Annotated in this window: 14 protein-coding genes; 9 read left to right on the plus strand and 5 right to left on the minus strand. The window is 63.1% G+C overall.

Annotation, left to right across the window (positions count from 1 at the left end; translation table 11 throughout):
* Window positions 1–2: 2 nt before the first annotated feature.
* The 3 genes from DNK06_RS15410 to DNK06_RS15420 form a co-directional block, all read right to left on the minus strand.
* Window positions 3–770: an ABC transporter ATP-binding protein gene (locus DNK06_RS15410; protein WP_131180869.1), complete on the minus strand. Its 768-nt coding sequence runs from the start codon at window positions 768–770 to the stop codon at window positions 3–5.
* On the minus strand, window positions 764–1,522 hold the full coding sequence (locus tag DNK06_RS15415) for a siderophore ferric iron reductase (protein WP_131180870.1): 759 nt from the start codon (window positions 1,520–1,522) through the stop codon (window positions 764–766). Before DNK06_RS15415 ends, DNK06_RS15410 begins: the two co-directional genes overlap by 7 nt.
* A gap of 106 nt (window positions 1,523–1,628) precedes the next feature.
* Window positions 1,629–2,813, minus strand: a complete 1,185-nt coding sequence (locus DNK06_RS15420) for an MFS transporter (RefSeq protein WP_131180871.1) — start codon at window positions 2,811–2,813, stop codon at window positions 1,629–1,631.
* A gap of 386 nt (window positions 2,814–3,199) precedes the next feature.
* Here DNK06_RS15420 and DNK06_RS15425 point away from each other — a divergent pair, with 386 nt between their 5' ends.
* The 4 genes from DNK06_RS15425 (at window position 3,200) to DNK06_RS15440 (ending at window position 6,814) form a co-directional block, all read left to right on the plus strand.
* Window positions 3,200–4,036 (plus strand): hydroxymethylpyrimidine/phosphomethylpyrimidine kinase, encoded by an 837-nt coding sequence (locus tag DNK06_RS15425; RefSeq protein WP_131180872.1) that lies wholly within the window; start codon window positions 3,200–3,202, stop codon window positions 4,034–4,036.
* Between the two features lie 10 nt (window positions 4,037–4,046).
* Window positions 4,047–4,670: a thiamine phosphate synthase gene (thiE, locus tag DNK06_RS15430; protein WP_131180873.1), complete on the plus strand. Its 624-nt coding sequence runs from the start codon at window positions 4,047–4,049 to the stop codon at window positions 4,668–4,670.
* 31 nt (window positions 4,671–4,701) lie between these two features.
* Window positions 4,702–5,991 (plus strand): glutamate-1-semialdehyde 2,1-aminomutase, encoded by a 1,290-nt coding sequence (gene hemL, locus DNK06_RS15435; protein ID WP_131180874.1) that lies wholly within the window; start codon window positions 4,702–4,704, stop codon window positions 5,989–5,991.
* A 274-nt stretch (window positions 5,992–6,265) separates the two neighbouring features.
* Window positions 6,266–6,814, plus strand: coding sequence for a tetratricopeptide repeat protein (locus DNK06_RS15440; protein ID WP_131180875.1), 549 nt, complete (start codon window positions 6,266–6,268; stop codon window positions 6,812–6,814).
* A 112-nt stretch (window positions 6,815–6,926) separates the two neighbouring features.
* Here DNK06_RS15440 and DNK06_RS15445 read toward each other — a convergent pair whose 3' ends face one another.
* Window positions 6,927–7,250 carry a DUF1820 family protein gene (locus tag DNK06_RS15445; RefSeq protein WP_070882209.1) on the minus strand — a complete coding sequence of 108 codons (324 nt, stop codon included), beginning with the start codon at window positions 7,248–7,250 and terminating at the stop codon, window positions 6,927–6,929.
* 220 nt (window positions 7,251–7,470) lie between these two features.
* Between DNK06_RS15445 and miaB the strand changes: the two genes are divergently transcribed.
* From miaB to lnt, 5 genes are all read left to right on the plus strand, one after another.
* Window positions 7,471–8,805 carry a tRNA (N6-isopentenyl adenosine(37)-C2)-methylthiotransferase MiaB gene (miaB, locus tag DNK06_RS15450; RefSeq protein ID WP_131180876.1) on the plus strand — a complete coding sequence of 445 codons (1,335 nt, stop codon included), beginning with the start codon at window positions 7,471–7,473 and terminating at the stop codon, window positions 8,803–8,805.
* Between the two features lie 125 nt (window positions 8,806–8,930).
* Window positions 8,931–9,950 carry a PhoH family protein gene (locus DNK06_RS15455; RefSeq protein WP_131180877.1) on the plus strand — a complete coding sequence of 340 codons (1,020 nt, stop codon included), beginning with the start codon at window positions 8,931–8,933 and terminating at the stop codon, window positions 9,948–9,950.
* Window positions 9,947–10,405 carry an rRNA maturation RNase YbeY gene (ybeY, locus tag DNK06_RS15460; protein WP_131180878.1) on the plus strand — a complete coding sequence of 153 codons (459 nt, stop codon included), beginning with the start codon at window positions 9,947–9,949 and terminating at the stop codon, window positions 10,403–10,405. Before DNK06_RS15455 ends, ybeY begins: the two co-directional genes overlap by 4 nt.
* 25 nt (window positions 10,406–10,430) lie before the next feature.
* A complete protein-coding gene (locus DNK06_RS15465; RefSeq protein WP_131180879.1) occupies window positions 10,431–11,267 on the plus strand; it encodes an HlyC/CorC family transporter in 837 nt (278 codons plus the stop codon).
* Between the two features lie 61 nt (window positions 11,268–11,328).
* Entirely contained in the window at window positions 11,329–12,846 is a 1,518-nt protein-coding gene (gene lnt, locus DNK06_RS15470) for an apolipoprotein N-acyltransferase (RefSeq protein WP_207389929.1), read from the plus strand.
* 337 nt (window positions 12,847–13,183) lie between these two features.
* Here the strand turns inward: lnt and DNK06_RS15475 are convergent, their stop codons facing one another.
* Entirely contained in the window at window positions 13,184–13,948 is a 765-nt protein-coding gene (locus tag DNK06_RS15475; RefSeq protein ID WP_131180881.1) for a YdcF family protein, read from the minus strand.
* Window positions 13,949–14,102: the final 154 nt, after the last annotated feature.

Raw genomic sequence — 14,102 nt, forward strand, 5'->3', positions numbered from 1 at the left:
GTTCAGGCCACCACGGCGATCTTGCGGGCGCTGCCAGGCTGCTCGATCAGTTCGATATCGATGTCGTAGAGCCCGCTGAGCAGTGGGCTGTGCAGCAGTTCGTCCGGCGTGCCGTCGAAGAACACCCGTCCCTGCTTGAGCGCGACGATGCGGTCGGCATAGCGGGCGGTGAGGTTGATGTCGTGGAGGATGGCGACGATACCCCGGCCGGTCGCCAGATTGAGTTCGCGCAGCAGCGTCATCAGTTCGTACTGGTGAGCCAGATCCAGCGCCGAGGTCGGCTCATCGAGCAGGATCAGCGGCGACTGCTGGGCCAGCAACATGGCGATCCAGGCCCGCTGACGCTCGCCCCCAGAGAGGGTATCGGCCAGGTGATCGGCGTACTGCTCGACATCGGTCTGCGCCATGGCCTGTTCGATCATCTGCCGATCCTCGGCTTGCCAACTGCCAAGCAAGCCTCGCCAGGGAAAGCGTCCGAGGCGCACCAGCTCGCGCACGGTGAGCCCGGCGACATCCGGCAGGCGCTGGGGTAGAAACGCCACGCGACGGGCGAATTCGCGCTGGCTGAAACTGCTCAGTGGCTTGCCGTCGAGCTGCAGAGTACCGGTGTCCGGCTGCAATTGCCGGGCGATCAGGTTCATCAGCGTCGATTTGCCCGAGCCGTTATGGCCGAGAATCACGGTGAATTGGTCGCCGGCCAGTTGCAGTTCGTCCAGTGCCAGGGTCAGGCGACCGTCGCGACGTACCTGGATATCGTTCAGTTTCAGCATTCGAGGCTTAGCTCCTGGCGCAGGCGCGTCAGCCGCTCTTCCTGCTTGAGTTTCGGGCAGGTGCTGCAGAGCTGGCCGTCGGCGCGGCGAAAGTGCTGGCAACAGACCTTGCGCCCCAGCGCCAGGCGCTCGCGGCCATCGTCCAGGCGCACTTCGATCAGCGAGCTGTTGCCGCGCAGATCGAGCGCATCCAGCCAGCGCCCTTCCAGTTGCTGCAGCCGCTCGTTGGCTAGGGACTGTTGTCGCTGGATCATCAGCAGCGCGCCCAACACGCAATCGGCCTGCAGGCGCCGAGCCAGCTTGCGCTGAATGCCGGCCACCGCGTCGAACTCCTGCCACTGGCGCTCGACCAGTTGCTGCAATTGCTCGGCGGCGAAATCGATAAGCCCATCCTGGGCTGCGCGGCGCGGGCAATGTTCGGGCAGGCAGAAGCCATAGACCATGCCATTGCACACGGTCTGCCCCATGCCGTCGAGGCACGGCGCACGCTCGGCGAGGTGCACACCGAACAGACTCAGGTAGATGGGTTGCCAGATCAGCAGCGTCCAGGTGCGCACCGTCCAGTAATGCGCCCCGGCCTCGGGAAAGCTCGACTGCAGGTGCCCATAGAGAGCGGCGATTCGCGCCTGGTTGCCAGCCGCGCCGCAGGCAAGTTCGTCATCAGCGCTGACGCCCACTCGCGCGGGAATTCCCGGCAGGGTACGTGCGGTGACATCAAGTAGTTGCGCTAGGTCGCTGTTGGCCTGGTACATCGTGAATCGGCCCCGAAGAAAATGCGTGACGGTCGCGCTGCGCCAGCCTGAGGCCTGCGCAGCGGATCACGGATTTAACCACGGCATTTGCGAACGCATCAAATTATCATTCGCGCGCAACGGCGATTTCCGACGGTTTGCGAATCAGCAGCGGGAAGACTGCCGCGGTGATCACCAGACCCACCGCACCGACCCAGAACGGCATGTGCTGGCCGTAGTGGCTGACCAGCAGACCAGCGCCATAGGAAGCCCCCATGGTGCCCAGGCACTGGAAGATATTGATCTTGCTGAAGTCCACGCCGTAGTTCTCTGGCGTACTCAATTCGAACAACAGGGCATCCAGGCGCACCGTGACCTGATACAGCGCCCAGCCGAACAACACCCGCCCAAGCAGAATCAACCACTGGTTATCGAAGCCCTGGATGAAGGTCGCCGCGGCGCCCAGCAGCAGGCCGGCGAAGATGCCATCACGGGTCGCCCCCTTGGCCGCCGAGCGCCTGCTCCACCACAGCGCGAATACCGCCACGGCGCCCGGCAGGGAATAGACGAAGCCGGCCATCAGTTCGCTGTTCCAGCTCGCCACCTGCTGCCAGTACACGGCGAAGAACGGCCGGGTGACGTAGGCGACGAAATAGAACAGCAGCATCACCACACAAAGCCGATAGATCGCCAACAGGCTGCGTGTACCGGTGGCAGCGACAGTCTCTCCCTCCGTCGCTGCCTCGGCGGGCTCGCCACTGCGCGGCAGATGACCGCGGATCAGATGCATGCAGATGGCCATCTGGATGAAGTCGCCCGCCGCCATGATCAGAAACACATCACCGATGGCCAGCACCTGCAACACCAGTCCGCCCGCCGCTGCGCCGAGAATCGCGCCGAAATGCACCACCACCGACAGCGTACCGATGGTCTGGGTATGGCTGTCCTGTTGCTGCAGGCTCATCACGTAGGGATACATGAGCAGGTAGCTGCCCTTGAATACGATCATCACCAGCGACACCACCCAGAACAGCGGCAGCGAATCGATAAAGGTCAGCGCCGCGGTCAGGGCACCGGCCATGAACTGCGCGCCGATCAGGATGCGCACCGGATGCACACGCTTGGCCAGCCGCGCCCACACAGGAAAGACGGCCATCACCGTCAGGCTGATCGCCGCGAGATAAAGACCGACATGCTCGGGCGGCGGGTTGTCGAAACGCTCGGCGAAATACTGCGGGTAGAAAGGAATGATCAGGTTGTCGGTGACCACGGCCAGGGCGGTCATGGCAATCAAATAGAAACGCAGATTCATGGTTCGGCAACAGCGACGGACTGGGCGCTGAATGATGCATGGGCAGCAGCGGAAAAGCGAACCGCGATGCCGAATGGCGGAAACCATATGCGGCATTCACACCTGTCATCCAAGGCTCATGGTGGCGCATTAAATGTTAAGCTCGCGCCCCACGAAAATGCCGCCGGCCACCCGCTGATGCGAGCCCCGATCAATCAGGTACTGCGGTTGCCGCCGTACCCTAACAGGCCGTTGAAAAACTACCTACGTAGCCGTTGCTTCGTTAAAACCAGGCTCAAAATGCTCATTTACAGCTGTAAACTCCGCTTTTTCGCCTGCTTTTGCCTCGCATCGGCTGCCTCGCCTACGTTTTTCAACGACCTGGTAAACCGGAACCCGTGACACAGATGATCGATTTCGGCCTCCCTGATTACGAGCGCAGCACCGCCCGCCTCGCCCCTTCTCGCCCGGTGGTACTGTGCCTGTCCGGCCACGACCCAAGCGGTGGCGCCGGCCTGCAGGCCGATATCGAAGCACTGCTGGCCCAGGGTTGCCACGCTGCCCCGACAGTCACCGCGCTGACTGTGCAGGACACAGTCGACGTCAGCGACTTCCGTGTGCTCGACCGCGACTGGGTACTCGCCCAGGCCCACGCGGTGATCGCCGATATGCCGGTGGCCGCGGTCAAGCTGGGCATGCTCGGTTCGGTGGAAATGGTCGAGACGGTTCTGATGATCATGGACAAGCTGCCGGGCGTGCCGCTGGTCTGCGACCCGGTGCTGCGTGCTGGCGGTGGCGGTACCCTGGGCAAGGACGAAGTCGGTTTCGCCATGCGCGAGCGTCTGTTCGGCGCTTCCACCATCGCCACGCCCAACCTGCCGGAAGCGCGCATCCTCGCCGAACTGCCAGACGGCACGCCGGATGAATGCGCGGACAAGCTGCTGCCGCATATCCGTCACCTGCTGATCACCGGCGGCCATGGCGACGAAAGCGATGTCGTGCATAACCGCCTGTACCTGCGCGATGGCAGCCAGCACACCTTTACCTGCCCGCGGCTACCCGGCAGCTATCACGGCTCCGGCTGCACCCTGGCCAGCACCCTCGCCGGCCGTATAGCCCTGGGACAGGATCTGATCAGCGCGGTACAAACCGCGCTGGACTACACTTGGCGCACCCTGCGCGATGCCGAACAACCGGGTCGCGGTCAGTTCGTACCGCGTCGCCTGCCCCTCGATTTCGCCTGAGGGAAGTCCGATGAAACTGCGTGGCCTGTACGCCATCACCGATAGCCAGTTACTCGCCGACGGCAAACTGCTGCCTTATGTCGAAGCGGCCCTCGCCGGTGGCGCGCGCCTGCTGCAATACCGCGACAAATCCACCGATGAGGCTCGTCGTCTGCGCGAAGCCGAAGCGTTGCGCAGCCTGTGCGAACGCTATGGCGCTGCGTTGATCATCAACGACGACGCCGAACTCGCCGCACGCCTGGGCGTCGGCCTGCACCTGGGCCAGGAAGATGGCTCGCTGGCCGTGGCCCGCACCCTGCTAGGGCGCAAGGCGATCATCGGCGGCACCTGCCACGCACGCCTGGAGCTGGCCGAACAGGCCGCCCGGGAAGGTGCCAGCTACGTGGCCTTCGGTCGTTTCTTCAATTCCCATACCAAACCCGGCGCGCCAGCGGCCACGTCCGAGCTGCTGGCGACCGCCAAAGCACGCGTGCAGTTGCCGATCGTCGCCATCGGTGGCATCGACCTGCACAACGCCGCACCCTTGATCGAAACAGGCGCCAGCATGATCGCCGTGATCCACGCCCTGTTCGCCGCCGATTCCGCTGCCGAAGTCGAACGCCGTGCTCGCGCCTTCAGCGCTCTGTTCGAATAGGTCTGATTTAATTTTTAAGAGAGAGCCCATCATGTCCCGCTCCGAAATCCTCTTCGCCAACGCCCAGAAACACATTCCTGGCGGCGTCAACTCGCCGGTGCGCGCCTTCAAGAGCGTGGGCGGCACGCCGCTGTTCTTCAAGCACGCCATCGGCGCCTACGTGACGGACGAGGACGACAAGCGCTATGTCGACTATGTCGGTTCCTGGGGCCCGATGATCCTCGGCCACAGCCACCCCGAGGTGATCGACGCAGTACGCCGCCAGCTCGACCACGGCCTGTCCTACGGCGCCCCGACCGTCATGGAAACCGAGATGGCCGATCTGGTCTGCGCGCTGGTGCCATCCATGGAAATGGTGCGCATGGTCAGCTCCGGCACCGAGGCGACCATGAGCGCCATCCGCCTGGCCCGTGGCTACACCGGCCGCGACAGCATCATCAAATTCGAAGGCTGCTACCACGGTCATTCCGACAGCCTGCTGGTCAAGGCCGGTTCCGGCGCCCTGACCCAGGGCGTGCCGAACTCCGCAGGCGTGCCGGCGGCCTTCGCCAAACACACCCTGACCCTGCCGTTCAACGATATCAACGCAGTCGCCGAGATGCTCGGCAAGGTCGGCAGCGAGGTCGCCTGCATCATCGTCGAGCCGGTCGCCGGCAACATGAACTGCGTACCGCCAGCAACTGGCTTCCTCGAAGGCCTGCGCAACCTCTGCGACCAGCACGGCGTGGTGCTGATCTTCGACGAAGTGATGACCGGTTTCCGCGTTTCCCTCGGCGGCGCCCAGGCGCACTACGGCGTGACGCCGGATCTGTCGACCTTCGGCAAGATCATCGGTGGCGGCATGCCGGTCGGCTGCTTTGGCGGCAAGCGCGCGATCATGGAATGTATCGCTCCGCTCGGTCCGGTCTACCAGGCCGGTACGCTGTCCGGTAACCCGCTGGCCATGGCGGCCGGCCTGACCACCCTGAAGCTGATCAGCCACCCGGGCTTCCATGCCGAACTGAGCGACTACACCAGCAAGCTGCTGCAGGGGCTGCAAGAGCGCGCCGATGCTGCCGGCATCCCGTTCGTCACCACCCAGGCGGGTGGCATGTTCGGGCTGTATTTCAGCGGCGCCGACGACATCGTTACCTTCGACGATGTGATGGCCAGCGATGCCGAGCGCTTCAAGCGCTTCTTCCACCTGATGCTGGAAGGCGGCGTGTACCTGGCGCCGAGTGCGTTCGAGGCAGGTTTCACCTCCATCGCCCATGGCGAGGCCGAGCTGAAGCTGACCCTGGACGCCGCCGAGCGCGCTTTCGCCATCCTCAAGCAGGCGTAAGAATCGGCCAGTTATGCGCGGCAGACGCTTATTGCCGCGCATAATGGTGGAACCTGTAGTACCGCGATTGATCGTCTATAGGGTGTGTCGGCTGCCTATTTGAGCCCTATCGGGCGTAATTTGCAGGTAGCAGCGATGCGGCCGCGCCACAATGGGGCAGAAAAGCCGGTAAACACTTTGTAAGAACGGTGCGGCTTATTTCATAATGTGATGGCGGACGCATTTGTTTCGCCAGGAATCCACCCTGTCAGCACCTCGAGGTATTCGGATCTTCATGAAGCGCACCGGCCGCACCCTGTCTCTGGGCTGCCTGTTGCTCCTGCTGCCCTTGCTTGCACTGGCGGACGGAAACTCATTGCTGATCCCGGCGACCGGCAGTTGCTCGCTGAACGTCGCCCCTGAAGACCTGCCCGATGCATTGCAGGCCTGCCAGCAAAGCGCCGAAGGCGGCAATTCCCAGGCGCAGTACGAGCTTGGCGAGTTCTATTACGAAGGTAGAACCACCGAACGCGATCTCCCTCAGGCACTGAGCTGGTTCGAGCGCGCATCGCTGCAGGGCCACCCGCAAGCGCAATATCACCTGGGCATGATGTTCTTTCGTGGCGAGGGTGTGGCCGCCAATAACGTGCAGGCCTATATCGTGCTGAAGATGGCAGCGGTCAATGGTTCGGACGAGGCCATGGACAGCGCTGACGAAGTGTCACTGCAAATGCCAAGAGCGGAGCTGGAAGTGGCCACCCAGGTGCTGGGGCAGATCTTCCGCAACTACCTGCAGGAACTGCAGGCCGCCGACGGCCTCTCCCCCTTCGCACCGCTGAAATAGAAGCTTCAAGGCAAAGCATCCGTGATTCTTCTACAGGCTCTACAACCATCCAGCAAGGTGATCACTTTAGCCCTTGGCAACAGCGCTCAGTTTGCAGCTTGAGGCTTGCCGCTCACTTGTCCGGCATCGGCATGGGGAACGGCATGATGTTGCCACCGCCCTTGGCCTCGCTGATCTTCGGCGTGCCCAGGCGCTCGACCTCGTCGATGCGCACGATCGAATGCATGGGGACGAAGCTGCGCACCACGCCATCGAACTGAGCCTTGAGCTTTTCCTCGCTGGGGTCGACGACGACCTGGGTGCGTTCGCCAAAGACGAATTCCTCTATTTCCAGAAAGCCCCACAGATCGCTCTGGAAAATCTGTTTGGCGTACATCTCGTACACCTGGCCCTGGTTGAGGAAAATCACCTTGTAGATCGGTTCACGCTTGCTCATGGGTAACGATTGGCTGGCAGATAACAAAAGGGGGCGAATCTTAGCACGGCTATCCGCTACGGCGTCGCCCCTCCGTCCATAGCTTGTGGCCTCGGTCGGCCAAGCCCCCTATAATACGCGGTCATTTTTATGGCCAGCCATCAGCGGCCATCCTTCGGGCCGTCGCTGACGCGACGTTAAAAATTTCTTCCGCTACTTTTCAATCATTCCAGGCAGTGCCATGACCAAGAAGCTCTATATCGAAACCCACGGTTGCCAGATGAACGAGTACGACAGCTCGCGCATGGTCGACCTGCTGGGCGAGCATCAGGCCCTGGAGGTGACCGATCGCCCGGAAGACGCCGACGTCATCCTGCTCAATACCTGCTCGATCCGCGAAAAAGCCCAGGACAAAGTATTCTCCCAACTCGGCCGCTGGCGTGAGCTGAAGCTGGAGAACCCGGATCTGGTGATCGGTGTCGGCGGCTGCGTGGCCAGCCAGGAAGGCGCGGCAATTCGCGACCGCGCCCCGTACGTCGACGTGGTGTTCGGCCCGCAGACCCTGCATCGTCTGCCGGAGATGATCGACGCCGCACGCAGCACCAAGATCGCCCAGGTGGATATCTCCTTCCCCGAGATCGAGAAGTTCGACCGCCTGCCCGAGCCACGGGTCGACGGCCCCAGCGCCTTCGTCTCGGTGATGGAAGGCTGCAGCAAGTACTGCACCTTCTGCGTGGTGCCCTACACCCGCGGCGAAGAAGTCAGCCGACCGCTGGACGACGTGCTGGGCGAGATCATCCACCTGGCCGAAAACGGCGTGCGTGAAGTGACCCTGCTTGGCCAGAACGTCAACGGCTATCGCGGTACGACCCGTGAAGGCGGCATCGCCGATTTCGCCGAGCTGCTGTACCTGGTGGCCGCCATCGATGGCATCGACCGTATCCGCTACACCACCAGCCACCCGCTGGAATTCTCCGATGCGCTGATCCGCGCCCACGCCGAGATTCCGGAGCTGGTGAAATTCCTCCATCTGCCGGTGCAATCGGGCTCCGACCGCATTCTCGCAGCGATGAAGCGCAACCACACCGCACTGGAATACAAGTCGCGCATCCGCAAGCTCAAGGCCGCAGTGCCGGACATCGTCATCAGTTCGGACTTCATCATCGGCTTCCCCGGCGAAACCGAGAAAGACTTCGAGCAGACCATGAAGCTGGTGCAGGACGTCGGCTTCGACTTCTCCTACTCCTTCGTCTACAGCTCGCGCCCAGGTACCCCGGCGGCCGACCTGGTCGACGACACCCCGGACGACGTGAAGAAGCAGCGCCTGCAGATCCTGCAGAACCGCCTCAACCAGCAGGGCTTCGAAAACAGCCGGCGCATGGTTGGCAGCGTGCAGCGCATCCTGGTCAGCGACTTCTCGAAAAAGGATCCGGGCAAGCTGCAGGGCCGCACCGAGAACAATCGCTACGTCAACTTCCCGTGTGACAACCCACGACTGATCGGCCAGTTCGTCGACGTGCACATCGATGAAGCGATGCCGCATTCCTTGCGCGGCACCCTGATCGAACGCCACTGAACCTTCCGCGAAGCGAGGGTCACTCCAGAGCAAGCGCAGCGCGGTCATCGGCTGTGCTTTCCCCCAGCGACGGCTAGCGCTATTCTCTGCCTTCAACTCAGCCGACTGGCGGCCAAAATACGACTTTGAATACTTCCATAGAACCTCATCGTTTCACCCTCGAACCCTTTGAAGCCAAGCGCTTCGCCAACCTCAGTGGGCAATTCGACGAACATCTGCGCCTGATCGAATCACGCCTGGGTATCGAGATCCGCAACCGCGGTAACCAGTTCGAACTGCTCGGCGAGCCAGAACAGACCACCTCTGCCGAAAACCTGCTGCGCCGCCTGTATCGCGAAGCCGACAACACCGAGCTGTCGCCGGATATGGTGCACCTGTTCCTGCAGGAGTCGGGTATCGAGGAACTGAACAACCCCAGCGCCCATAGCAACATCGCCCTGCGCACCCGCAAGGGCATGATCCGTCCGCGAGGCGCCAACCAGCAGCTCTATGTCAAGGCGATCCTCGACCACGACATCAACTTCGGCATCGGCCCGGCCGGTACCGGCAAGACCTACCTGGCCGTGGCCTGCGCCGTCGATGCCCTGGAGCGCGAGCAGATCCGTCGCATCCTGCTGGTGCGTCCGGCAGTCGAGGCTGGCGAGAAGCTCGGTTTCCTGCCCGGCGACCTGTCGCAGAAGATCGACCCCTACCTGCGCCCGCTGTACGACGCACTCTACGAAATGCTCGGTTTCGAGCAGGTCGCCAAGCTGATCGAGAAGCAGGTGATCGAGGTCGCGCCGCTGGCCTACATGCGCGGCCGCACCCTGAACAACAGCTTCATCATTCTCGACGAGAGCCAGAACACCACGATGGAGCAGATGAAGATGTTCCTGACACGGATCGGTTTTGGCTCCACCGCGGTGATCACTGGCGACATCACTCAGGTCGACCTGCCGCGCGGCACCAAGAGCGGCCTGACTCATGTAATCGAGGTGCTCAAGGGCGTACCGGGCATCAGCTTCACCCACTTCAAGCCCAAGGACGTGGTGCGCCACCCGCTGGTGCAGCGGATCGTCGAGGCCTACGAGCGCTTCGATGCCGAACGTCAGCCCTCCGACCGCCGGCCGGCGGACAACGACCCGGGTGCCAGGGCCGACAAATGATCGAGCTGGATCTGCAGGTCGCCAGCACTGGCGACCACCTGCCTGCGACAGGCGCCTTTCAAGCCTGGTGTGAGCTGGCCCTGCGTCAGCGCACGGCAGACTCGGAACTGACCATCCGCCTGGTCGACGAGGCCGAAGGCCGCGAACTCAACCATACCTGGCGACACAAGGACTACGCCACCAACGTATTGTCCTTTCCCGCTGACGTACCTGATGATTTGCTGGATATCCCGTTGCTTGGCGACCTGGTGATCTGCGTACCGGTGGTCGAGCGCGAAGCCATCGAACAGGGCAAGACACTGGAGGCGCACTGGGCGCATCTGGTGATACACGGCTGCCTGCACCTGCTCGGCTACGACCACATCGATGATGAGGAAGCCGAGGAGATGGAAGCGCTGGAACGATTATTGCTCGCCGAGCTGGGTCATCCCGACCCGTATGCCGGCGACGAATAGAAGCAAGGATCCCGAGTAAAACCCCATGAGCGAAGACCGATCGAGCAACGAGCAAAAGTCCTGGCTGAACAAGCTGACCCAGGCTTTTGCTCATGAGCCGAAGAACCGCCAGGAACTGCTGGAAGTCCTGCGCGATGCGCATCAGAACAAACTGCTCGACAGCGAGGCCCTGGCCATCGTCGAAGGCGCCATCCAGGTCGCCGACCTGCAGGTTCGCGACATCATGGTGCCGCGCTCCCAGGTGGTCACCATCAAGGCCACCCAGTCCCCGAAAGAATTCCTTCCGGTGATCATCGACGCGGCGCACTCGCGCTACCCAGTGATCGGCGAGACCCTCGATGACGTGCTCGGCATCCTCCTGGCCAAGGATCTGCTGCCGCTGCTGCTGGGCGACCAACCCGACTTCAACATCCGCGACATGCTGCGCCCGGCCACCTTCGTGCCCGAGTCCAAGCGCCTCAACGTGCTGCTGCGCGAGTTCCGCGCCAACCACAACCACATGGCCGTGGTGATCGACGAGTACGGCGGCGTTGCCGGCCTGGTGACCATCGAAGACGTGCTCGAACAGATCGTCGGCGACATCGAGGACGAGCACGACGTCGAGGAAGACAGCTACGTCAAACCGCTGCCCAGCGGCGACTTCCTGGTCAAGGCGCTGACCCCCATCGACCACTTCAACGAAGCCTTCACCACCGACTTCTCCGACGACGAGTTCGACACCGTTGGCGGCCTGGTGATGAGCGCCTTCGGCCACCTGCCCAAGCGCAACGAAGTGACGGTGATCGGCGAGTTCCGTTTCCGCGTGCTGAACGCCGACAGCCGCCGCGTGCACCTGCTGCGCCTGACGCCACTGGCCCGCTGACGTGCTGTAGCGCCCTGCCGTTGGTGGGGCGCCTGCCTCCTCCTCTCTCGCGAGCATCCTGATGAATCGACTGTTCCGCCCCGGCTGGCCCGGCAACCTGATCGCCCTCCTGGCAGGCGCGCTGACCACCCTGGCCCTGGCACCGTACGGCATCTGGCCGCTGGCGCTGCTGTCGATCGCCCTGCTCTACCGCGGCCTGCGCGACCTGACAGCACGCCAGGCAGCGTGGCGCGGCTGGTGGTACGGCTTCGGCCTGTTCGCCTCTGGCACCAGTTGGGTGTACGTGAGCATTCACGATTACGGCGCCGCTTCGCCGCCCCTGGCTGCGTTTCTGACCCTGGGTTTCGTCGCCGGACTCGGCCTGTTCTTCGCACTGACGGCCTGGCTGTGGACGCTATTTCTACGTCGTGATGCAGCTCCGGCAAGCGACGCCCTGGCATTCGCCGCTCTATGGGTCGCCCAGGAAGCGTTTCGTGGCTGGTTCCTCACCGGGTTTCCCTGGCTCTACGCCGGCTACAGCCAGCTTGACGGCCCGCTGGCCGGCCTGGCACCCGTGGGCGGTGTCTGGCTGCTGTCTTTCTCCCTGGCGCTGAGTGCCGCGCTGCTGGCCAACCTGCCACGCCTGTACCGACACAAGCCACAACGGGGCATAGCCCTCGCGGTGCTGATCGCGCCCTGGCTTGCCGGTGCGCTGCTCAAAGGCCATGCCTGGACGGCACCCGCTGGCGAGCCACTGAGCGTCGCCGCGATTCAGGGTAACGTGGAACAGAACCTCAAGTGGGATCCGGCGCAGCTCAACGCGCAACTGGCGCTGTACCGCGACATGAGTTTCAGCAGCAAACCGACGGACTTGCTGATCTGGCCGGAAACCGCGGTGCCGGTGCTCAAGGAACAGGCCAGCGGCTACCTCAGCGTGATGGATCGCTTCGCCAGCGACCGCCAGAGCGCACTGATCACCGGCGTGCCGATTCGTCAGCCCAACGAACGCGGCGAGCTGCGTTACTACAATGGCGTCAGCGTGGTCGGCCAGGGCAGCGGCGATTATCTCAAGCAACGGCTGGTGCCCTTCGGCGAGTACGTGCCCCTGCAGGAAGTGTTGCGCGGCCTGATCGCCTTCTTCGACCTGCCGATGTCCGACTTCGCTCGCGGCGAGCACGACCAGCCGCTGCTGGAGGCCAAGGGGCACCGGATTGCCACCTTCATCTGCTACGAAGTGGTCTACCCGGAATTCGCCGCCAATCTCGCCGCGCAGAGCGACCTGCTGTTGACGGTGAGCAACGACACCTGGTTCGGCACCTCGATCGGCCCGCTGCAGCACCTGCAGATGGCGCAGATGCGCGCCCTGGAAGCCGGCCGCTGGATGATCCGTGCCACCAACAACGGCGTGACCGTGCTGATCGACCCATTCGGCCAGATCACCGAACGCCTGCCGCAGTTCGAACAGGGCACGCTCTACGGGGAAGTGCAGCCGATGCAGCACCTTACACCGTTCCTGCAGTGGCGCTCCTGGCCGCTGATCATCCTGTGCACCCTGCTGCTGGGCTGGGCCTTGGCCCGACGCCGCAAGGGCGTGGCGTAACGGCTGAACGGCGGCCAGAAGGCGTTAGCGGCTGCTCGCAGGGTGGACGACGCTTCACCTACGCGGCCCGATCCGTCCACCGCTCTGCAATCGCAATGGTGGATGAAAAGAGCGTCATCCACCCTACGTCCACTCCCCCCTTGTAGGTCGTAGGATGGGTGAAACCCATCAATTTCCGATGGGTTTCACCCATCCTACGGGCTAATCCAACCTACAGGTCGTGGCCCGAACGTAGCCTGGATTAGCCGCAGGCGTAATCCGGGGCCGAAGGCCATGATCCATGGTTCAACGCGGGTCACCGACCGTCCGCTTACGCCTTATCTGCGCCAATATCGGCTTAACGCCCATACGCCAGCGGATAGGCCAGTGCGCCAATCACTTCATTGAGCAGCAAGGTGCTCTGCCAGAAGGCTTTGCCCTCCGGCAGCCAGCCGCCTAACGGACGCTCGTTGGATACACCGATAAAGCCCACCGGAGCCGCCACCACCTCGAAGCCGGCCTGCTCGAAACTCCAGCGCGAGCGAGGTATGTGCCAGGCCTGGGTCACCAGCACCACGCGGCGAATGCCTTCAGGCTGCAACATGGCAGCGGTTTCCACCGCGTTTTCCCAGGTGGTGCGGCTGCGTTCTTCCTGCCAGCGCACCTCGACACCCATGTCCTCGCTCATCACCTCGGCCATCAGCGCCGCCTCACTCGGCGGCCGACCGAAATGCAGCCCGCCCGTGGTCAGTACCGGCAGGCCGGAAGCCTTGGCCAGACGCGCCGCATAGCGGGTACGTTCCAGCGCCATCGCACTGGGTTGGTCACCGCCCCAGGCCGGGTCTGCGGAATCCCGCCCGCCGCCCAGGACGATGATGACATCGGCACGCGGAGCCAACTCGGCCCATTGTTCCTGGGCCAGTGCCGGCTCACGTTCGATCAGCCGCGCCATCCATTCCACCGCCACCGGCAGGCTCATCAACCACAGGCCACCTAGTCCAATCGCGAAACAGCCTGCCGCCAGCCGCGGAAAGCGCCGCCGCAGGAACCAGGCAAACACCAGCAGAAGCAGAAGAATGCCGGGCGGCATGAAGAATTGCTTGAGCATGTAGCGAAGCGGCATCGAGCACCTCCGGGAAAGGGTCGAAGCCTAGGGTCTGTTGACGTTTCAGCGCAAGCCGCGTTGCCGCGAGAAATCTCGCCAGGCGAGGCGGAGGACGCAGGGAATGGCGTTCCCTTTTCAAGTCCTCCAACGACGCATGGCGAGATTTCCCGCG

Source organism: Phytopseudomonas daroniae (assembly GCF_004327285.1).
Lineage (GTDB): Bacteria > Pseudomonadota > Gammaproteobacteria > Pseudomonadales > Pseudomonadaceae > Aquipseudomonas > Aquipseudomonas daroniae.